The organism is Bacillus salitolerans, assembly GCF_042680805.1.
Classification (GTDB): domain Bacteria; phylum Bacillota; class Bacilli; order Bacillales; family SA4; genus Bacillus_CJ; species Bacillus_CJ salitolerans.
This window is the reverse complement of the sequence record NZ_JBHUEM010000004.1, coordinates 13,858-35,045: the sequence shown is the minus strand read 5'-3', so window position 1 is coordinate 35,045 and position 21,188 is coordinate 13,858. Positions and strand designations below refer to the sequence as shown.

Sequence of the window (21,188 nt, the reverse complement as noted above, 5' to 3'; positions counted from 1 at the left end):
AAAAATGATATATTGACAACTTCCTTCTTACTCTTCTAATAATTTTGAATAGAGTAGCTCGGCCGTAGTCTTTGGTAAACCAGCCTCAATAAACTCATCAAGTGAAGCATCCTTCATTTTTTTAACTGAACCAAATGCTTTTAGTAGCTGTTTTTTTCTCTTTTCACCAATACCTGGTATATCATCAAGAATCGACTGGAAAACACTTTTACTTCTAAGCTGTCTATGAAAACTAATAGCAAAGCGGTGAACCTCATCTTGTATTCTCTGAAGAAGATAGAATTCCTGGCTATTCCTTTCTAATTCAATTATTTTTGGAGGGCTACCAATTAACAATTCCGATGTTCTGTGCTTTTCATCTTTAACTAGTCCTGCGATTGGAATCGTTAGCCCTAGTTCATTTTCTAACACGTCTTGCGCCGCAGCTAAATGGCCCTTTCCACCATCAATAATAATCAAATCAGGTAATGGTAAATGATCCTTTAATATTCTCGTATATCTTCTTCTAACAACCTCTCGCATGGATGCATAATCATCAGGGCCTTCTACACTCTTAATTTTATATTTTCGGTATTCCTTCTTATCAGGCTTCCCGTCTATAAATACAACCATGGCGGATACAGGATTTGTCCCTTGTATATTTGAATTATCAAATGCTTCAATTCGGTAAGGAGTATGAATGTTCATTTGGTTGCCCAAATTTTCTACAGCCTTAATTGTTCTTTCTTCATCTCTTTCAATGAGAGAGAATTTCTCATTCAAAGCAATATAAGCATTTTTACTCGCTAGTGCTACTAAGTCTTTTTTCTTCCCTTTTTTCGGCTGATGAATTGTCACTTCAAGTAATTGTTCGGCTAATTCTAGGTCAATACCATCAGGTAATAGAATCTCCTTTGGCTTAAAATGATGACTTTCCTGATAGAACTGTCCTAAGTACGTAAGGAACTCTTCATGTGGATCGGCATAGATAGGGAACATAGAAACATCCCTTTCAATCAGCTTGCCTTGTCTAATAAAGAAAACTTGCACACACATCCAACCCTTATTATAGGAAAAACCGAAAACATCCCTGTCCACAAAATCTGTCATCATCATCTTTTGTTTTTCCATCGTTGCTTCTATATGTGCTATTTGATCACGATACTCTTTTGCTTTTTCAAAATCCATCTCTTCTGAGGCTTTATACATCTTTTCAGATAGTTCTGTCTTAATATCCTTGTATCCGCCATTTAAGAAACGAATAATCTCATCAACCATTCCCTTATTCTGTTCATCACTCACTTCTTGGACACAAGGAGCAAGACATTGCCCGATATGATAGTATAAACAAACGCGGTCAGGGAGAGTGGAGCACTTTCTAAGAGGATAGATTCGATCCAAAAGTTTCTTCGTCTCATTTGCTGAAAAAACGTTTGGAAATGGTCCGAAATATCTCCCTTTATCTTTTTTAACTTGTCTAGTTATGATTAATCGTGGATGTTTTTCACTGGTGATTTTGATAAATGGGTAGGTTTTATCATCTTTTAAGTTGATATTGTACTTGGGATTATGCTTTTTAATTAGATTTATTTCTAAGACTAATGCTTCTATATCCGAGGAAGTTACAATATACTCAAAATCAATAATTTCACTAACAAGACGTAATGTTTTCCCATCATGTGATCCTGTAAAATATGATCGGACTCTATTTTTTAATACCTTTGCTTTACCTATATAAATAATCGTACCTTGCCTATCCTTCATTAAATAACAACCCGGTTGATCTGGTAGAATTGCAAGCTTTTCCTTCAACTGATTGTTCATATCCCCCCTCCTCTCTCCCTATTTATACGTTCTATTTTGGGGATAGCTTTCTTTGTCATCACTAAGGTATATTGATTGTACCATGATTTATCAATTTCATCCTCTGGTAATAGTTTTTTATCAGCATCGAAATAGTTTATTAAAACGCTCTCTATTCACCACAATGTTCGACAACATTTCCCAAGAAATAAAAAAATACCATCCATTTAGAATGAATGGTACCTAATTTTAATTAAACGTGTTTTTCTAATAATTCAGCAAGAGCATCTTTCGGTTGGAAACCAACAACCTGGTCAACTACTTCTCCATTTTTCATAACAAGTAATGTAGGTATACTCATGACCCCGTATTTTCCTGCTGTTTCTTGGTTTTGATCCACATCAACTTTTACAATTTTCACCTTATCGCCCATTTCACTATCAAGCTCCTCTAAAACTGGAGCAATCATTTTACAAGGTCCGCACCATGGTGCCCAAAAGTCTGCAAGTACAAGACCTTCACTAGTTTCAGAAGTGAAGTTTTGATCAGTTACATTAGATATTGCCATTTTATAATCCTCCCAATATGCTACTAATTTATACCCAAAGTATACCATTATAGAATCTGACTTGCTAATTTTCTGCTCAAGTATAATCTACCCCTTTGAAACAAAAAAAATGAGCCAGAAAAAGGCTCATTTAAATTTATTATGCATTCACTTTAAGTTTTTTAAATTCTTCAGTCAGTAATGGAACAACTTCAAATAAGTCGCCAACAATTCCGTAATCTGCTACTTTAAATATGTTCGCCTCTGGATCTTTATTAATAGCAACGATTACTTTAGAGTTTGACATACCTGCTAGATGCTGAATAGCTCCAGAGATACCGCAAGCAATATATAGATCTGGAGTAACAACCTTCCCTGTTTGACCGATTTGAAGTGAGTAGTCGCAATATTCCGCATCACACGCACCACGAGAAGCTCCTACTGCCCCGCCTAATACATCAGCAAGCTCTTTTAATGGTGAGAATCCATCTTCACTTTTCACACCACGGCCACCTGCAATGACAACCTTCGCTTCAGAAAGGTCTACACCTTCAGTTGTTTTGCGAACGATTTCCTTAACGATTGTACGTAGATCTTTAATTTCTACTGTTAATGTCGATACATCACCTGTGCGAGACGTATCTTCTGTTAAAGGAACAATGTTGTTAGGACGGACTGTCGCAAAAATAGTTCCATCCGTTACGATTTTCTTCTCAAATGCCTTACCAGAGTAAATAGGGCGAGTGAATACAACGTTACCACCTGTAATTTCAACTGCAGTTGCATCTGAAATAAGACCAGAATTTAACTTACTAGCGATTTTAGGTGAAAGATCCTTCCCTAATGCAGTGTGACCAAACACAATACCCTCAGGGCTTTCAGCATTGATTGCAGCCATAACCGCTTGTGAGAAACCATCTGGTGTATAATCCTTTAATTTTTCATCTTCCACTACTAATACACGGTCAGCACCATAAGCAAATAGTTTGTTCGCTAAGTCACTTACTTGATCCCCAACTAAAAGGGCAACAACTTCTCCACCTTCTGAGATTGTAGTTGCAGCTGATAGCGCTTCAAACGATACATTACGTAAACCACCGTCACGTACTTCCCCTAATACAAGAACTTTTCTAGCCATTTTAAACTACCTCCTTGATCTTGTTTGTTCATATAGTTATCGTGTCTTAAACTACTTTAGCTTCTGTGTGTAATAAAGAAACAAGTTCTTTTACTTGGTCTTGTAATTCACCTTCTAAAATCTTACCCGCTTCCTTCTTTGGAGGAAGGTAAATTTCGATCGTCTTTGTCTTCGCTTCTACATCATCTTCTTCAAGATCTAGATCATCTAATTCTAATTCCTCAAGCGGCTTTTTCTTTGCTTTCATGATCCCTGGTAAAGAAGGATAGCGTGGCTCATTAAGCCCTTGTTGAGCAGTTACTAATACTGGTAATGAAGTTTCAATAACTTCAGAGTCTCCTTCAACATCACGTTCTATCGTTACATTTGTTCCGCTAACTTCAAGCTTGGTAATGGTTGTAACGTAAGGAATGTTTAGTAATTCAGCTAAGCGTGGTCCAACTTGACCTGATCCACCGTCAATTGCCACATTACCACCTAGGATAATATCTACCTCTTTATCTTCGAAGAATTTCGCTAAAATTGTAGCTGTAGAGAATTGGTCACCATTATCAAGATCATCTTCAACATTAATTAATACAGCTTTATCTGCGCCCATTGCAAGAGCGGTTCTAAGTTCTTTCTCGGAATCTTCTCCTCCAACCGTTACAACCGTAACTTCACCATCGTTTGCATCACGTAATTGGATCGCTTCCTCAATTGCATATTCATCATAAGGATTGATAATAAACTCTGCACCGTCTTCAGCAATTTTACCGTTAGATATGGAGATTTTCTCTTCTGTGTCAAACGTTCTTTTCATAATTACATAAATGTTCATCGTATTCCCTCCTAAGAATTTTGCAAAATTTTTATGGATTTTCATCATTTTAAGGATTCTGATAATTTCATTTAAAAAAATGAATTACTTACCTACAAAGTTAGGCAGACGCTTTTCAATAAATGCGTTAATACCTTCTTTACCATCCTTTGAGGTAAATACTTCTCCAAATAATCGAGCCTCTCTTTTAACACCTTCATAAAAGCTACCCGTCTTCGCGTAATTAAGTAATTCAAGAGTTGCTTTCATAGAAACAGGACTCTTCTGAGCAATTTTATTTGCTAGTTTTAAAGATTCTTCAAACAACTGTTCCTCTGGAAAGGATTTGTTTGCTAATCCTACTTGCACAGCCTCTGTTCCAGAAATTGGGTCACTTGTTAATAACATTTCAGCAGCTTTTGCAGCACCGACAAAGCGTGTTAATCTTTGCGTTCCAGCAAATCCAGGTATTAAACCTAATTGTAATTCTGGCAAACCTAGTTTTGCAGTCTCAGAGACTAGGCGGATGTGACACCCCATAGCAAGCTCTAAACCACCACCTAGAGCAGCGCCATGAATAGATGCTATAATCGGTTTTGAAAATGTCTCCATACGTTCGAATAGGTCCTGCCCGTATGTAGATAGCTTTTCAAACTCTTCTCCGCTCGGTACTGTTGTAAATTCCTTAATATCAGCACCTGCTGAGAAAAAGCGACCTTCACCATGTAATAAGAGCACTCTAACATCTTCATTTTGTTCCAAGCTATCAAGTACGTTTGTAAGCTCTTTCAAAACATTAGATGATAAAGCATTAGCAGGAGGTCTGTTTAAGGTTATGATTCCGACTGATTCCCTTACTTCGACTTTGAAAAATTCCATAATTCTCCCCCTTAGCATTGTTGTACATCCTTTTTTCTTAAGCCTTTGTGTACCCACAACCGTTAATAAGAAGCTGATGCACTGGTTTAACTAGTTGGATAAGATCATACTTTTGATCATTCATGACCCAACTTGTCACGGTTTCATCAATTGTTCCAAAAATCATCTGTCTTGCCAGCCTTACATCTAAATCTTTTCTAAATTCGCTCGTTTCCATTCCGGTTTTTACGATATGATCGATAATAGCAAGGTACCCTTTTAGTACTGCGTTAATTCGTAGTCGTAATTCCTTATTAGATTGGCGTAATTCAAGCTGTGTAACAATGGCAAGATGAAAGTCGGAAGCCAAATGTTTAAAGTGCATGTCTACTAAAGTATATAATTTTTTCTCCGCATAAGAAATACCTGTTATCTGTTTTTCTAAGTTTTCAACAAAGATTCCCATCTTTTCTTCAAAGACTGAAACGAGGATGTCTTCTTTATTTTTAAAATACAAGTAGATCGTTCCATCCGCTACTCCAGCCGTTTTAGCTATCTTTGATACTTGTGCTGAATGATAGCCATTTTCAGCAATTACAATAACTGCTGCATCAATAATTTGTTTATATTTCGGTTTATTTTTTTTCACTTTAGCTTTCCCCTTTTAATAGTCAAAGATAGGATTCAAGCAGAAATGAATGACTATTCATTCATATTCTCATTCTAATCGACGTTTCCTTTACTGTCAAGATAGAGTCCTATTCTTTGTTTAAAATGAAGGAGGGAACACCAATGTGTTCCCATAAGAATTAATTTACTTTTGATAGCTTTTCTTTTTCTTCTTCTACAAGTGACCTTCTTAATATTTTTCCAACAGCTGTCTTTGGCAGCTCTTTTCTAAACTCATACACTCTTGGAACCTTATAAGCAGATAAATGTTTTCTTGCAAACTCATCTAATTCTTCCTCCGTACATGTAACTCCTTCTTTTAATACAATATATGCCTTTACTGTTTCACCACGATATGGGTCTGGTATTCCAGCTACAACAGCCTCTTGTATTTTTTCATTCTCATATAGAACCTCTTCAATTTCTCTAGGGTAAATATTATAACCTCCGGCTATAATCATATCTTTCTTTCGATCAACTATATAGAAATAACCTTCCTCATCCATATAGCCTAAGTCTCCAGTTAACAACCAGCCATCTTTTAAGACAGCTTCTGTTTCCTCTGGTTTGTTCCAATACCCTTTCATGACTTGTGGTCCTTTAATGACAAGCTCTCCTATTTCCTTAATACTTGCTTCCTCACCTGTTTCTGGCGAAATAATTTTTGCATCCGTATTGGGCCATGGAACACCAATACTACCTAAAACCCTCTTTTCCCATAAATAATTTGCGTGTGTAACAGGTGATGTTTCCGTAAGACCATATCCTTCTACTAGCTTACCTCCTGTTACCTTCTCGAACTTCTCTTGAACCTCAACAGGAAGTGGTGCTGATCCACTAATACAAGAATCAATGGAGGAAAGGTCATATTTTGTTATGTCAGGATGATTAAGTAAGGCAATATAAATGGTTGGTGCACCAGGAAATAGGGTTGGTTTTTTCTTTTGTATGGTTTTTAATGTTGTTTCAGCATCAAACTTTGGCAATAATATCATTTCATTTCCTTGCATAACTGAAATATTTAGCACCGTTGTTAAACCATATACGTGGAAAAATGGCAGGATTCCCAATACCTTTTCTTCACCACTTTTTAATTTATACATCCAGCTTACACACATATTTGCATTTGAAACTAGATTTTCATGAGTAAGCATAACTCCCTTTGGAAAACCTGTAGTACCGCCCGTGTATTGTAAGAGAGCAAGATCTTCACTTGGAGACACTTCGATGTTTACTGGTTTTGCTTCAGTTGTTTTCATTATGGAAGAAAATTGATGATTATTACCTTTATGCTCCACATTTACTACAATTCCGTGCTGTTTCTTTTGAACAAATGGATATATTAGGTTCTTGGGAAATGGTAAATAATCTTTGATGCCCGTTACAATAATATGCTCTAGTTCAGTTACCGACTTCACCTTCCTAACTTTTGGATAGAGTAGATCTAAGCATAGGATAAATTTTGCGCCTGAATCTTTTAGTTGATACTCAAGCTCCCGCTCCATGTAGAGTGGATTTGTTTGAACAACAATACCGCCTGCCATCAACGTTCCATAGTAACCAATTACTCCTTGTGGACAGTTTGGTAGCATAATGGAGACACGATCGCCTTTTTTTAATCCAAGCTGAAGTAAGTAGTTAGCAAATTGTAGGGATTGCTCGTATAGCTCTGAAAATGTCATTTCCTTTCCTAAAAAATAAAGCGCTTTCTTTTTTGGGTACTTTGATGCCGATTCCTGTAGGTAATGGTGAACAGCTTTGTTGTCAATAGAGATTGTATGCGGGATTTCAGGAGGATAATGTTTTAGCCATGGCTTACTCATCCGTCCAGCCTCCTTTTTTAGAATAAATTCAATTTTCTTAACTTTATTATAGTACACAACCTTTTGTATGACAATTAATATAAATTTAGAAAATTTAGATTTTTTCTTTAGACAGTTTGTCCTCTAAACTATGGAATTAACTCCCATAGTAATCACACTAACGCATGAGAGTCATTTTATTTTTCGAATATAGAAAAAACGGAAAGATTTTGAATCATCCTGACGGACCCAATAGCCCACAATTCCTATATCTTACAGTATAAGTACTAGGGAGGATGGACTAAGGGTCAAACTTTTTCTAGAGAAACATCCTGTTCAAAAATACTCATTTATCTTTTGTGTAAGTAAAAAACAATAAGGGTTGGCTAATGCCAACCCTATGCAAAGAAAAACATATAGATAATCCCTATTAACAAGAATAGTCCGCAAAGTCCCAATAGTACTTTAGCTAAGGTCTCCAATCCCATCTCTCCTTAAGCCTAATTTCACTATCCAACAATTCCAGCACCAATTACAAAGGATAAACCAATTGAAATCATCATTGAAATAAATCCTACAGCGCGGTTGTCTTTTTCGATTTCATCGTCAATCTTAAAGGAAGGTGTTAAAAATTCAAAAATGAAATACCCGATCAGCAATAGTAAAAAACCAAAGAACCCCCATCCGATCATCATTAATAATGTATCATGGTCTTCAATCGAGTACCGGAAAATATTAGCGATACCAAATATTTTCCCGCCTGTTGCCATAGCAACAGCCAAATTACCATTTTGTATTTGCTCCCAATTTTTGTACTTTGTTACTAATTCAAAAACCGTTAGAAAAAGAATTGCACACAATACTACAACACTGTAATTTGCTGCTGATTGAACATAAATATTTTCCCAAAATTCATTCAAGATTCTCTCTCTCCTTTTTCTGGTAAAACCAGTGGCAGGTATACTCTTGTTTATTTTAGTTCAATAATTGTGACACCTGTTCCTCCCTCTGGTGCTTCACCATAACGAACTTTTTTAACAGAACGATGATTTTTCACATATTCTTGAACGCCTTTTCTTAGTGCTCCGGTACCTTTTCCGTGAATAATGGAAACTCGAGGATAGCCTGCTAAAAGAGCATCGTCTATATATTTTTCGACTCGCATTAACGCATCCTCATATCTTTCCCCGCGTAAGTCTAACTCTAATTTCACGTGCGAATCTGTTCCTCTAACCGTCGCCAGTGGTTTTGTTTGTACTTGTTTAGGTCTACTCAAATACTCTAGGTTCTTTTCATTGACCTTCATTTTCATAATTCCAATTTGCACTTGCCATTCATTTGTACTTACTTTTTCGATGAGATGAGCTTTTTGATCAAGAGACAGCACCTTTACCTCGTCACCTGGGTGCAATTTTTGAGCTTTCGAAACTGTTTGCTTTTTATCTTTTCTATTTTTAACAAGATCTGGAGACGCATCTTGCAATCGTTTCCTCGCTTCGATCAGTTCGTGATCTTTTATGGACGCATATTGCTCTCTTTGCATTTTCCTGAGATGCTTAATGATTTCTTCGGCTTCTTCCTTGGCTTTTTCAATGGAATCGGCAGCCTTTTTCTCTGCTTTTTCAAACATTTTATCGCGTTTCTCATTAAACTCGATTATCTGACTTTGAAGTTCCTTATGAAGCTTTTCTGCATCCTTACGTAACTCATGTGCCTCTTCTAATTCTGCCTCTGCTCTCCGTCTATTTTCCTCTAGAGATGCAATCATATTTTCAACTTGATTACTTTCTGCGCTAATATGAAGTCTTGCGTGCTCAATGACGTGTTGATTTAAACCTAAGCGTTTCGAGATTTCAAATGCATTACTTCTTCCCGGAACCCCAAGCAAAAGTTTATACGTAGGGCTTAATGTTTCAATATCAAACTCAACACTGGCATTGACAACCCCTTCGCGATTGTAACCATATGCCTTTAACTCAGGATAGTGAGTTGTGGCAATGACTCTAGCACCTCTTCCATATACATCATCTAAGATCGAAATCGCTAGCGCAGCTCCCTCTTGTGGATCTGTCCCAGCACCAAGTTCATCAAAAAGAACTAAACTGTTAGCATCAACATTTTTTAAGATCTCTACGATATTGACCATGTGAGATGAGAAGGTACTTAAGCTTTGCTCAATCGATTGCTCGTCTCCAATGTCTGCATAAACAGCTTGGAACATACCCATTTCTGAGCCGTCAAGAGCTGGAATCTGTAATCCAGACTGGGCCATAAGAGTAAATAAACCAACTAGTTTAAGAGTTACTGTTTTCCCTCCAGTGTTGGGACCGGTGATAACGATACTTGTAAACTCTTTTCCTAACTCAATATCATTTGGTACTACTTCATCCTTTGGAATTAAAGGGTGTCTTGCCTTTAACAACTTAAGATAGCCTTGGTTATTTAATATTGGCTTAGACCCTTTAATTTTTTGGCTATAGCTACCTTTTGCAAACATGAAATCAATCTCAGCTAATATCGTTACATTGTTTATTAAGTGATCTGCTTCAAATGCAACTTCCTTCGAGAGCTCAATTAATATTCGTTCTATTTCTTGTTTTTCTTTTAACTTCGTCTCATTTAATTGGTTATTTAGTTCTACAACTGACTGTGGTTCAATAAACAAGGTTGCACCTGAGGCAGATTGATCATGAACCATACCCCCAAAAGCACTTCTATACTCTTGTTTAACAGGAATCACATACCGATCATTTCGAATTGTTATGATTGCATCTGATAACATTTTTTGAGTGGAAGTCGAACGAACTATGTTTTCTAATTTTTCCCTAATTCTTGATTCATAGGTTTTAAGCTGCTGACGAATTCCTTTTAACTTTTCGCTAGCCCCATCGAGTACAATTCCGTTATCTCCTATACAAAAATTAATTTTACGTTCTAGCTCTATTAATTGAATAAGGCTATTAGCAAAGTTTTGAAGATGTGGAATAGAAAGCTCTTCCTCCACTAAATCCTCAATAAATTTCTTCACTTGCCTACTAGCATATATTGTACTGGATATATCAATGAGCTCATGGGGACTTAATGTACTTCCTATTTTTGCTCGTTTAGCAAAAGGGCGTATATCATGAATTCCACCTAATGGAACATTCCCTTTTAGTCTTAATACTGTTGTAGCCTCATCTGTCATATCTTGCCAAGCTACCGCTTCATCAAATGAAGTGGTTGGAGTTAATTTCTCTACTTTTTCTTTACCAAGTGAGGAAGAGGCATGCTTACTTAATTGCTCCTTCACTTTGTTATATTCAAGCACCTTTAATGTGCGTTCTAACATTTCGGTGTTCTCCTTTCAATCTTCTATGGGCTATACATGATGACGGTTTAAAAAAGCCTGTAACTGCTCTATATCCCAAGCATTGATCACATGTTCTTTTTGAATCCAGGCTTTTCTAGCGGCTGAAACTCCAATTTCCATGTACGATAAATTCGCTACTTGGTGTGCATCCGTGTTAATGACAACCTTCACTCCAGCATCCTTCGCTTTTCGAATATGTTCACTTGATAGATCAAGTCGATGTGGATTTGCGTTTAGTTCTAGAGCTGTATCTGTTTCCTTGGCAAGCTCAATTAACAGATCTATATCAACATCATATCCTTCTCTTCTTCCAATTAGCCTTCCTGTCGGGTGTGCTATAATATCTACATGAAGATTGACAAGCGCTGTCTTTAATCGCTCCATAATAACATCACGTTTTTGCGAAAAACTAGAGTGTATAGAAGCAATGACGATATCCATTTCCTCTAAGAGAGAATCGTCGTAATCTAACGTACCGTCTGGTAGAATATCCATTTCAATCCCAGAGAGGATCTTAAAGTCTTTATACTTTTCATTTATCCGACTAATTTCTTCTTTTTGCCTTTTTATTTGCTCGACTGTTAGTCCATTTGCCACTCTTAAGTACTTAGAATGGTCAGTAATGGCCATATATGAATACCCACGCTTCATGCATGCTACTGCCATCTCTTCAATTGTGTGTGCCCCATCACTCCATGTGGAATGCATATGAAGGTCCCCTTGAATGTCATCTAAAGAAAGTAAGTTCATTTCTTCTTCGTATATGTCGACTTCGCGTTCACCTTCTCTTACTTCTGGTGGAATAAAGTTTAGTCCAAAATGCATGAAGAATTCCTCTTCTGTTGCAAATGTATGAACCTCCCCAGTCTCTATTGATTCTACACCATACTCACTAATTTTTAAGCCTCTATCTTTTGCTAGCTGCCTCATTTTCACATTATGCTCTTTTGAACCGGTAAAATGATGGAGAGTGGTTGCAAATGCTTTTGGCTCAACGAGACGGAAGTCAACTGACACCTCGTAATCAAAGGCAAGCTGCACCGAAACCTTCGTATCACCTGCTGCAATGACATCCTTCACTCTATGAATTTGTAGTAACTGCTCTTTGACAGCTGATGGGTGATTAGTTGCAATAATAAAGTCTAAATCCTTAATTGTTTCTCTTAACCTACGTAAGCTTCCTGCTCTAGAAAAGGCTTCAATAAATTCCATCTTGCTTAACTGTTCTTCTATATCAAGAGCAATTGGCAACATAAACGCAATTGGCAGCCGTTCTGGTCTTGTTCCTACTTCATTTATGGCTGCTAATATTTTCTGTTCTGATCTCTCACCAAAACCTGCCAGGCCTTGAATTTTCTGTTCCTCACACGCTTGCTTTAACCCTTCAATATCCTCAATTCCTAGCTCTTTGTATAGCTTTGCAATTTTTTTCCCACCTAAACTAGGGAGCTTTAACAATGGGATTAAACCTTGTGGCACTTCTTGTTTTAATTCTTCAAGCACCATCGATTTTCCAGTTTTCATATACTCATCAATTACAGCTGCCGTCCCTTTGCCAACACCAGGTAAGGCTGTAACATCTTCAATAGCTTCTATTGGACGTTCATCTTGCTCAAGTGCAATAGCCGCTTTTCTAAAAGCCGCAATTTTAAAAGGATTGTCTCCTTTAAGTTCCATATATATTGAAATCGTTTCTAATAATCCAATTACATCTTTTTTATTCATCTCACACACCGTCCTACTATGTCCTACTAAAATGATACAAGGAAACAAATGAAAAGTACAACTTCATGGTAAATTAATATGTATCCTCTTCTTAACAATAAAAACTCCCACTACATTCGTAATGAGAGTAAAGAATTTAAAGGGCTATATGTTCAATCCATAGTTCACGAATAGTTCCCGAAAAAATGGGTGTATGCTGAACAATGGTCATAGCAATAAAGGATTCCTGGATATTCGTTTGTATAAACTGAATCGGTAATAGTGCACCTATGTACAAGACGATAAATAAAATTAAGTAGACTTCTATAAAACCTAGTAGACCACCAGCCCAGCCGTTAATCTGTTTAAGTAAAGGAAGATGGGCTACAAAATCTAGCATTGAGCCTATAATTTGCATGATAATTTTTGTACCAAAAAATAGTAGAGCAAAAGAAATCGCATTATAGTAGGCCATTTCTAGATCAGCATTGTCAAAAATGATTGCCATCATCGTTCCTTCCTCCAAAGCCGGATAAGGAACCCATAGCTTTAAAGTCGGAGCTAAATCGTCATAATATAAGTATGAAATAATAAAAGCTACAATAAAACCTGTTAAATGTACTATTTGAAGGATAAACCCTCTTTTTAATCCAATTAAAAATCCCATTCCGAGAATGATAATTAAAGCTAAATCTAGCATACCGTCAACCCTTTTCAATCTAGTTTTCCCATTATTAAACGCAATCGTCCTATGTTTCTCTTAACTCCTGCACAATCTTTTGCAATGCTTCTAATTCATCTTTTACTTTAATATAGTCATGTACAACGTTAACAGCTGTTAATACTGCAAGCTTATTAATATCTAATGATGGATTCTTTTCACTGATTTCTCTCATTTTGTCATCGACAATTGAGGCAACCAGTCTTATGTGACTAGTACTCTCACTACCAACGATTGAATATTGCTGGCCATATATATCTACTGTCGTCTTCGTCTTTTTTTGATCAGACACATTTGTTGCCCCCGTTCTAGCCTGGAATCCTAAAATATATGATAACATGAACCATAACAGTTGGAAAGAACTACTAGAATTAAGGTATCATAAGAGAAATGTATTTTATAGGTTTCTTCTGGACTATTTTATAAGTAATGAGGAGTGAATGTCCATGTCAACAAAGGTGATTCTTGTAAATTCTACTATAATGGATAAAATCAAGGCTCAATATAAAGGGTATTTATTAGAAAAAATTCCTCCTGGAGGATTATATACGGCAAAGCTCCCCAACTGTGTTGTGACTGCCTATAAATCTGGGAAAGTCATGTTTCAAGGGGCAGGTGCAAACTTAGAAGCTGCAAGATGGGAATCGGTATCAACGGAATCAGTGTCAAAGCAAGCGTCATCACCTAAAGTTAGAAATGATAGGTATGCTGTACCTGAGAATATTAAAGATATGGCAATTATTGGTTCGGATGAAGTCGGAACAGGTGATTACTTCGGTCCTATTACAGTAGTTGCAGCCTTTGTGGAACCTTCCAAAATGGAGCTATTAAAAGAGTTAGGTGTAAAAGACTCAAAAAACTTACACGACTCGCAAATTGTAAAGATCGCAAAAGACATTATCAAAGTCGTTCCTTATAGTTTGCTCGTCTTACAAAATGAAAAATATAATGAACTTCAAAAAAAAGGAATGACACAAGGAAAGATGAAAGCATTGCTTCATAACAAAGCGATATCAAATGTGTTAAATAAGTTAGCTCCTAAAAAACCTGATGGAATACTAATTGACCAATTCGCAGAGCCTGACGTGTATTTTCGACATATTAAAAATGAAAAACATATGATTAAAGATCACGTCTACTTTAGTACAAAAGCAGAAGGCGTACATTTATCTGTTGCAGCTGCCTCCATTATTGCAAGATATTCGTTCGTAAAAGAATTCGATAAGTTGTCAGTGTTAACAGGGGTAGAGCTTCAAAAAGGTGCTGGGCCTGGTGTGGATAGAATTGCAGCACGAATTATGAGCGAGCAAGGTGAAGAAATATTTAATTCTATTGCCAAATTACATTTTGCTAATACTGAAAAGGCTAGAAAACTGATTCGATAAGCTGAAAACTGTTCGGAGCGGTAATTAATAATGAGTATGACTGAACCATACGCTGATATTTAAAAAAGTACATCACTTTTCTTTGATGTACTTTTTTGTGTTACTTTCGTATTACAGTCAGCACCTCTGTCTCAAAAGTTGCTGCATCTACTATATTCTTTTCTAGAGTCCCTACTACATCATCTGTATTGGTAATAATTAATGGTGTGATTGTACTGGCTGCCTTTTCTCGAATCATTTGTAAATCAAAACTAATTAATTTATCTCCTTGCTTTACTTTATCTCCTGCTTTAATAAAACTAGTAAAGCCCTCACCATTTAAATTTACAGTTTCTAGGCCAATATGGATTAATATTTCTACACCTGATTTCGTTTTAATACCCACTGCATGTTTCGTTGGGAAAACCTGTACGACTTCACCATCAACAGGAGAAACAACCTCTCCATCTGACGGTTCAATAGCTATACCCTCACCCATCATTTTTTGAGAAAATACGGGATCTGGTACATCCGTAACATCAAGTATCCTTCCTTTTACTGGTGAGAAAATATGAACAACCTGTTCTTTTTTTGAAAAAAGATTTTTTAACATATCATAACTCCCTACCTTAAAAGTTTTTCTTAACTTAAGTGATAGACGATTGATTCATATGGTCGTAATCGAAAATTCTTTAAAGCTTCTGAAGAATCATCGTAGTTTGATAATAAGATCTTCCATTTTTGTTCACCTTGATAAATACTTTCAGGCAGCATAAAGGTTGTTTCCTTTTCGTAGAAATTATTGATAACTAAAAGCTTTTCTTGTTTATAGCTTCTTAAATAAGCAAATATTTGATCGTGATCAGTTAAAAGCAACTGATAATCTCCATGTGTAATAATATCGTACTCTTTTCGAAGACTAATTAGTTTTTGATAATGATAAAATATGGATTGTTTGTCTTCAATAGCGGTAGCAGCATTAATTTCGTGATAATTGGGAGCAACCTTTATCCATGGGATCCCAGTTGAGAAGCCAGCGTTTTTCGTTCCATCCCACTGGACAGGTGTTCTTGAGTTATCTCTTGATTTTTGCTTAAGTATTTCAATAATTTCTTGATCTGACATTCCTTCCTCTTTCTTTAGTTTATATATATTTAAGGATTCAACGTCGCGGTAATCATCTATATCTTCAAAGTTAGGGTTCGTCATACCGAATTCCTCACCTTGATATATATACGGAGTTCCTTGCATCATATGAATGGTTGTAGCTAACATTTTAGCTGATTCTTTATGATATTTTTGGTCATCTCCGAATCGCGATACCACCCTTGGCTGGTCATGGTTACACCAAAATAATGCATTCCAGCCTGATCCTTTATACATTTCTATTTGCCAGGTAGATAATATTTTTTTCAACTCATGAAAATCAAAATTAGCCTTTGTCCACTTTTCTCCGCCTGGATAATCTACCTTTAAATGATGAAAATTGAACGTCATATTAAGTTCATTTCTGCTCGGATTTGTATACTTAATACAATGTTCAATGGTTGTAGAAGACATTTCCCCTACTGTCATTATGTCGTATTTAGAGAATACCTGATTGTTCATTTCCCTAAAGAATTCGTGCACACGTGGTCCATCTGTATAGAATCTTCTCCCATCACCGGGCGGATTGAATCCATCATCATTAGGAAAATCTTGGTCCTTTGATATTAAGTTAATCACGTCTAGCCTAAATCCATCCACACCTTTTTTCAACCAATAGTCCATCATCTCATAAACAGCTCTCCTCACTTCCTCATTTTCCCAATTCAAATCAGCTTGGGTGGTATCAAATAAATGCAAGTAATATTGTCCAGTAGTTTCATCATATTCCCATGCTGACCCACCAAATTTTGATTTCCAATTTGTGGGTGGACCTCCATTTTTTCCGTCCTTCCAAATATAGAAATTTCGATATGGGTTATCTTTTGAGGACATGGATTGATGAAACCATTTATGCTCAGTAGATGTATGATTGATTACAATGTCCATAATAATTTTTATATTTCGATTATGCGCTTCAACTAAAAGACGTTCAAAATCAGCCATTTCACCATATTGATCATATATTCTATAATAATCACTGATATCATAGCCATTATCTCGTTGAGGAGATTCATAAATGGGAGTGAGCCATATCACATCGATACCAAGAGTTTTCAGATAATCCAATTTCTCAATAATCCCTAGTAGATCTCCGATTCCATTTCCCGTTGTATCGTTAAAGCTTTTCGGATAAATTTGATAAACGACTGCTTTCTTCCACCAAGGCTCTGCCAAAGATAACACCTACCTTTTTACACTTTGATGCTAGGACAGGATTTTCTATCTTCTGTTAAACTAAAACACTTCACCATTATCCTTCAAATCATCACTTTGCTAAGCGCTTATAAGCGTTGTTGCCCATTTTTGTTTTAGACAATATGACCGTGAGCAAAAACGGAACAATAATTGCAACTAACATGGCAATAGCAAAAATTAGCATATCTTGAATTCTAATAGACAGGATTCCTGGGATACCGCCTACCCCAATCGAATTAGCCATAACCCCGCTACCTACTGAAATTACAGCAGCAATCGATGAACCAATCATAGCCGCGAGAAATGGAAAAACATATTTTAAATTGATTCCAAACATCGCGGGCTCTGTAACACCCAAATAACATGAGATTGCAGCAGGTACAGAGACCTGTTTCTCTCTTTCATCTCTTCTGTTTAGGAATATCATGGCCACAACTGCGGATCCCTGAGCAATATTAGACAAGGCAATCATCGGCCATAAATTCGTTCCTCCAATTTCACTCATTAATTGTAAATCAATTGCATTGGTCATATGATGAAGACCTGTTATAACTAGTGGTGCATAAGCAAATCCAAAAATAGCAGCAAATAACCAGCCAAATCCAGAGGTTAAACCAGCGTATACGATTCCAGAGACCCATGATCCAATGGTCCAACCTATTGGGCCGAGAACAACATGTGCAATTAATACAGCTGGAATTAATGCAAAAAAAGGTACAAAAATCATGGAAATTACATTTGGAATCACTTTTCGCAATCCTAGTTCAAGGTAGGAAAGGACAAAACCAGCTAATATTGCAGGTATTACCTGTGCTTGATAACCTATCATTTCAACTTGGGCAAATCCAAAATTCCATACTGGAATATCTTCTGCTCCCGCTACTCCATATGCATTTAGAAGCTGCGGAGAAACTAGGGTAATCCCTAAAACAATTCCTAGAATTTGAGTGGTACCCATCTTTCGAGAAATCGCCCACGTAATTCCTACAGGTAGAAAGTGAAAGATAGCTTCACCAATTAACCATAAGAAAGCATGCACGCCTGCCCAAAACTGCGAAACTTCAACAAGGGTTTTTGTTCCTCCATCTATCATATTTATTTCACCAATTACATTGCGAAATCCTAAAATAAGCCCCCCTACGACTAAGGCAGGAATTAACGGTGTAAAAATGTCAGCAAGGTGAGCAACCAATCTCTGAAGTGGATTCATATTTTGTTTGGCTGCAACCTTTGCTTCTTCCTTTGAAGTATCACCTACACCTGCGATTTTCGTAAATTCATTATAGAAGGTCGATACATCATTCCCAATGATTACTTGGAATTGACCCGCTTGTGTAAAAGTCCCTTTAACAATATCTATTTCCTCCACTTTTTTAACATCTGCTTTTTTAGGATCCTTTAATACAAAACGCATTCTCGTCGCACAATGAGTGACCACATTTATGTTGTCACTTCCTCCTACATGCTCCAGCAATTCTTTCGCTGAATCTGTAAATTTACTCATAATCTCCCCCCATTTATATAAATTAAGACTTAGGTACTACTTGTATTCGTGGATATTATTTGCGTTACCATGAAATATTACGCATGTGTTGGAAATAAAAAAGGAGATCTACTAAGTAAATAGTAGGTCTCCTTTTTTAATTATATTAATTGATAGATGGATAATGCTCTCTTTATCCTCTTAGAACGGCACCTGTCTTTTCTTCTACTGCAGAAAGGACCTTTTGGTGGGCAGAGGACACGTCTTCATCTGTGAGTGTGCGCTCTGGATCAAAGTAACGTAGAGAGAAAGCAAGTGATTTTTTCCCTTGTTCCATCTTTTCACCTTCATAAAGGTCAAAGACATGAACATCTTTTAATAACGATCCACCAGCATCAGTGATAACTTGGCGAATTTCGCCAGCAGAAATCGTTTGATTTACAACTAATGCAATATCTCGAGTAATAGATGGATAACGAGGGACTGGTGTGTAGCTTACTCGCTCCCTACTGAATGTTGACAATAGCTCTAATGATAGCTCAAAAACATACGTTTCTTGGAGATCAAGTTCTTTCTGAGTGGTTGGGTGGATTTGCCCAATAAATCCAACATACTGACCATCAACAGAAAGATGAGCTGTTCTACCCGGATGGAGGTCTGTTCGATCAGCTGCCTCATATTGCACATGAGAGATGCCAATCGTATCAAATAATCCATCTAATATACCTTTTACTACATAAAAATCAACTGGCTTCTTTTCACCTTGCCAAAGGTGAGTATGCCAAAGCCCGGTTACAGCACCTGCCACCTTTTCAATTTCATTTGGCAATTGACCTTCGGCTGTTGGGACGTATGTTGTTCCAATCTCATAAAAACCTAACTGGTCCACTTGCCTATGCAAGTTATACTTTAGAACATCGGTTAGGTGAGGAACGAGACCTAATCGTAACACACTTCTGTCTTCACTCATTGGCATTAAGAGCTCAATTGGTGCAGCTTGTTCTTCTTTATTTAAGAAACGGTGTACCTTTTCCTTACTAGTAAGAGAGTACGTTACAGCCTGATACAATCCTGCCCCCTCTAAGTAATGACGAACCTTACGACGAAGTAATTGAAGTTCAGTTAACTGGCCAGGAGTTTGTTCCCCAGCAGGTAACGTTACAGGTAAATTATCATAGCCATATAATCGTGCCACTTCTTCAATAATATCTTCCTGAATAGTAATATCCTGTCTACGAGAAGGAATGGTAATCAAGAATTGACCATTGTCTTCTTTATAGTCGAACTGAAGACGTGTCATAATATCTCTTACTGTCTCAGCAGTGATTTCAGTTCCAAGTACCTTATTAATTCTCTCAAGAGAAATCTCCACCGTAGCAAGCTCTAGATTTAATTCATTAACCTCAACAATACCGTCTAACACCTCACCACCTGCGTATTGTTCCATTAATTGCGCTGCTCGTTCTGCAGCCTCATGAGTACGTTTAGGATCAATTCCTTTTTCATAACGAGTGCTTGCTTCACTTCGAAGGCCATGATCTTTTGAAGCCTTCCTGATTGTAGCTCCATTAAAATAGGCAGATTCAATCAGAACAGTTGTCGTATCAGAGCCTACCTCTGATGTTGCTCCTCCCATTACACCTGCAAGAGCGACAGCTTCAGAACCGTTTGTAATAACTAGGTGCTCATCTGTTAATGTTCTTTCTACATCATCTAATGTGACGATTTTCTCCCCATTGTTTGCTCTTCTAACAACGATCTCTTTTGAACCTAAACAATCATAATCAAATGCATGTAACGGCTGGCCATACTCTAGCAAAATATAGTTTGTAATATCTACAACATTGCTGATAGGTCTAATTCCAGCTGACATTAATCTTGTTTGCATCCAAATAGGTGATGGACCAATTTTCACATTCTTTACGATTTTTGCAACATAAATTGGGTTATCCTCAATTGCATCAACACTTACTTTAATATATTCAGACGCCTTTTCCTTGATAGAGTTCACTTCAATAGCAGGGAATTTAACTTCTCTTCCTAAAATCGCTGCTACCTCATACGCCACCCCTAGCATACTTAAGCAATCTGCACGGTTTGGTGTTAAGCTTAACTCTAAAATTTGATCATCTAGGTTTAATTGAGAAAGTGCATCTGCCCCGACTTCAACATCGTTTGGAAAGACGAAGATACCTTCCGCGTATTCCTTAGGAACAAGCTTACCTTCAATACCTATTTCTTGAAGTGAACAAATCATTCCATTTGATTCTTCCCCGCGAAGCTTCGCACGCTTGATTTTGAAGTTACCAGGCAACACTGCTCCAACTGTTGCGACTACAACCTTTTGATTTTTCGCTACATTGGGAGCACCGCAAATAATTTGCACAGGCTCCTCAGCCCCGATATCAACTAAACATTTACTTAGTTTGTCTGCATTTGGATGTTGCTCACGTTCTACAACATGACCAACTACAACACCACTAATTCCTTTATTTAAAACTTCCACACCTTCAACTTCAATCCCACTTCTTGTAATCTTCTCAGCTAGTTCATCGGCTGATACACCCGTTAAATCTACATATTCACTTAACCATTTATAAGAAACAAACATGTTGTTACCCTCCTT

Annotated in this window: 17 protein-coding genes; 1 reads left to right on the top strand and 16 read right to left on the bottom strand. The window is 37.0% G+C overall.

Features of this window, described 5'->3' with window-relative positions:
* Positions 1-27: 27 nt before the first annotated feature.
* The 12 genes from uvrC to zapA form a co-directional block, all read right to left on the bottom strand.
* Complete coding sequence (uvrC, locus tag ACFSCX_RS05285) at positions 28-1,803, bottom strand: excinuclease ABC subunit UvrC (RefSeq protein ID WP_377927113.1); 1,776 nt, start codon at positions 1,801-1,803, stop codon at positions 28-30.
* A gap of 232 nt (positions 1,804-2,035) precedes the next feature.
* Positions 2,036-2,350: a thioredoxin gene (trxA, locus tag ACFSCX_RS05280; protein WP_377927112.1), complete on the bottom strand. Its 315-nt coding sequence runs from the start codon at positions 2,348-2,350 to the stop codon at positions 2,036-2,038.
* A gap of 139 nt (positions 2,351-2,489) precedes the next feature.
* Entirely contained in the window at positions 2,490-3,467 is a 978-nt protein-coding gene (locus ACFSCX_RS05275) for an electron transfer flavoprotein subunit alpha/FixB family protein (protein ID WP_377927111.1), read from the bottom strand.
* 46 nt (positions 3,468-3,513) lie between these two features.
* Positions 3,514-4,287 carry an electron transfer flavoprotein subunit beta/FixA family protein gene (locus tag ACFSCX_RS05270; RefSeq protein ID WP_377927110.1) on the bottom strand — a complete coding sequence of 258 codons (774 nt, stop codon included), beginning with the start codon at positions 4,285-4,287 and terminating at the stop codon, positions 3,514-3,516.
* 84 nt (positions 4,288-4,371) lie between these two features.
* A complete protein-coding gene (locus tag ACFSCX_RS05265) occupies positions 4,372-5,145 on the bottom strand; it encodes an enoyl-CoA hydratase (protein WP_377927109.1) in 774 nt (257 codons plus the stop codon).
* Positions 5,146-5,182: 37 nt separating this feature from the next.
* The gene (locus ACFSCX_RS05260) at positions 5,183-5,773 is read right to left on the bottom strand and encodes a TetR/AcrR family transcriptional regulator (RefSeq protein WP_377927108.1); all 591 of its coding nucleotides are present in this window, start codon (positions 5,771-5,773) and stop codon (positions 5,183-5,185) included.
* Between the two features lie 160 nt (positions 5,774-5,933).
* Entirely contained in the window at positions 5,934-7,616 is a 1,683-nt protein-coding gene (locus ACFSCX_RS05255; RefSeq protein WP_377927107.1) for a long-chain-fatty-acid--CoA ligase, read from the bottom strand.
* A gap of 488 nt (positions 7,617-8,104) precedes the next feature.
* Positions 8,105-8,515, bottom strand: coding sequence for a DUF350 domain-containing protein (locus tag ACFSCX_RS05250; RefSeq protein WP_377927106.1), 411 nt, complete (start codon positions 8,513-8,515; stop codon positions 8,105-8,107).
* Between the two features lie 50 nt (positions 8,516-8,565).
* Positions 8,566-10,926, bottom strand: a complete 2,361-nt coding sequence (locus tag ACFSCX_RS05245; RefSeq protein WP_377927105.1) for an endonuclease MutS2 — start codon at positions 10,924-10,926, stop codon at positions 8,566-8,568.
* Between the two features lie 30 nt (positions 10,927-10,956).
* A complete protein-coding gene (gene polX / locus ACFSCX_RS05240; RefSeq protein WP_377927104.1) occupies positions 10,957-12,672 on the bottom strand; it encodes a DNA polymerase/3'-5' exonuclease PolX in 1,716 nt (571 codons plus the stop codon).
* Positions 12,673-12,808: 136 nt separating this feature from the next.
* Complete coding sequence (locus tag ACFSCX_RS05235; RefSeq protein ID WP_377927103.1) at positions 12,809-13,351, bottom strand: CvpA family protein; 543 nt, start codon at positions 13,349-13,351, stop codon at positions 12,809-12,811.
* A 49-nt stretch (positions 13,352-13,400) separates the two neighbouring features.
* Complete coding sequence (gene zapA, locus ACFSCX_RS05230) at positions 13,401-13,664, bottom strand: cell division protein ZapA (RefSeq protein WP_377927102.1); 264 nt, start codon at positions 13,662-13,664, stop codon at positions 13,401-13,403.
* Between the two features lie 154 nt (positions 13,665-13,818).
* Here zapA and rnhC point away from each other — a divergent pair, with 154 nt between their 5' ends.
* On the top strand, positions 13,819-14,757 hold the full coding sequence (gene rnhC, locus ACFSCX_RS05225; RefSeq protein WP_377927100.1) for a ribonuclease HIII: 939 nt from the start codon (positions 13,819-13,821) through the stop codon (positions 14,755-14,757).
* Positions 14,758-14,857: 100 nt separating this feature from the next.
* Here rnhC and ACFSCX_RS05220 read toward each other — a convergent pair whose 3' ends face one another.
* The 4 genes from ACFSCX_RS05220 to pheT all read right to left on the bottom strand — a co-directional run bounded on the left by ACFSCX_RS05220 (position 14,858) and on the right by pheT (position 21,173).
* Positions 14,858-15,349 carry a PTS sugar transporter subunit IIA gene (locus ACFSCX_RS05220; RefSeq protein WP_377927099.1) on the bottom strand — a complete coding sequence of 164 codons (492 nt, stop codon included), beginning with the start codon at positions 15,347-15,349 and terminating at the stop codon, positions 14,858-14,860.
* Between the two features lie 29 nt (positions 15,350-15,378).
* On the bottom strand, positions 15,379-17,058 hold the full coding sequence (gene treC, locus ACFSCX_RS05215) for an alpha,alpha-phosphotrehalase (protein WP_377927098.1): 1,680 nt from the start codon (positions 17,056-17,058) through the stop codon (positions 15,379-15,381).
* 91 nt (positions 17,059-17,149) lie between these two features.
* Positions 17,150-18,583 carry a PTS system trehalose-specific EIIBC component gene (gene treP / locus ACFSCX_RS05210; protein WP_377927097.1) on the bottom strand — a complete coding sequence of 478 codons (1,434 nt, stop codon included), beginning with the start codon at positions 18,581-18,583 and terminating at the stop codon, positions 17,150-17,152.
* Between the two features lie 172 nt (positions 18,584-18,755).
* Complete coding sequence (gene pheT / locus ACFSCX_RS05205) at positions 18,756-21,173, bottom strand: phenylalanine--tRNA ligase subunit beta (RefSeq protein ID WP_377927096.1); 2,418 nt, start codon at positions 21,171-21,173, stop codon at positions 18,756-18,758.
* Positions 21,174-21,188 lie beyond the last annotated feature (15 nt).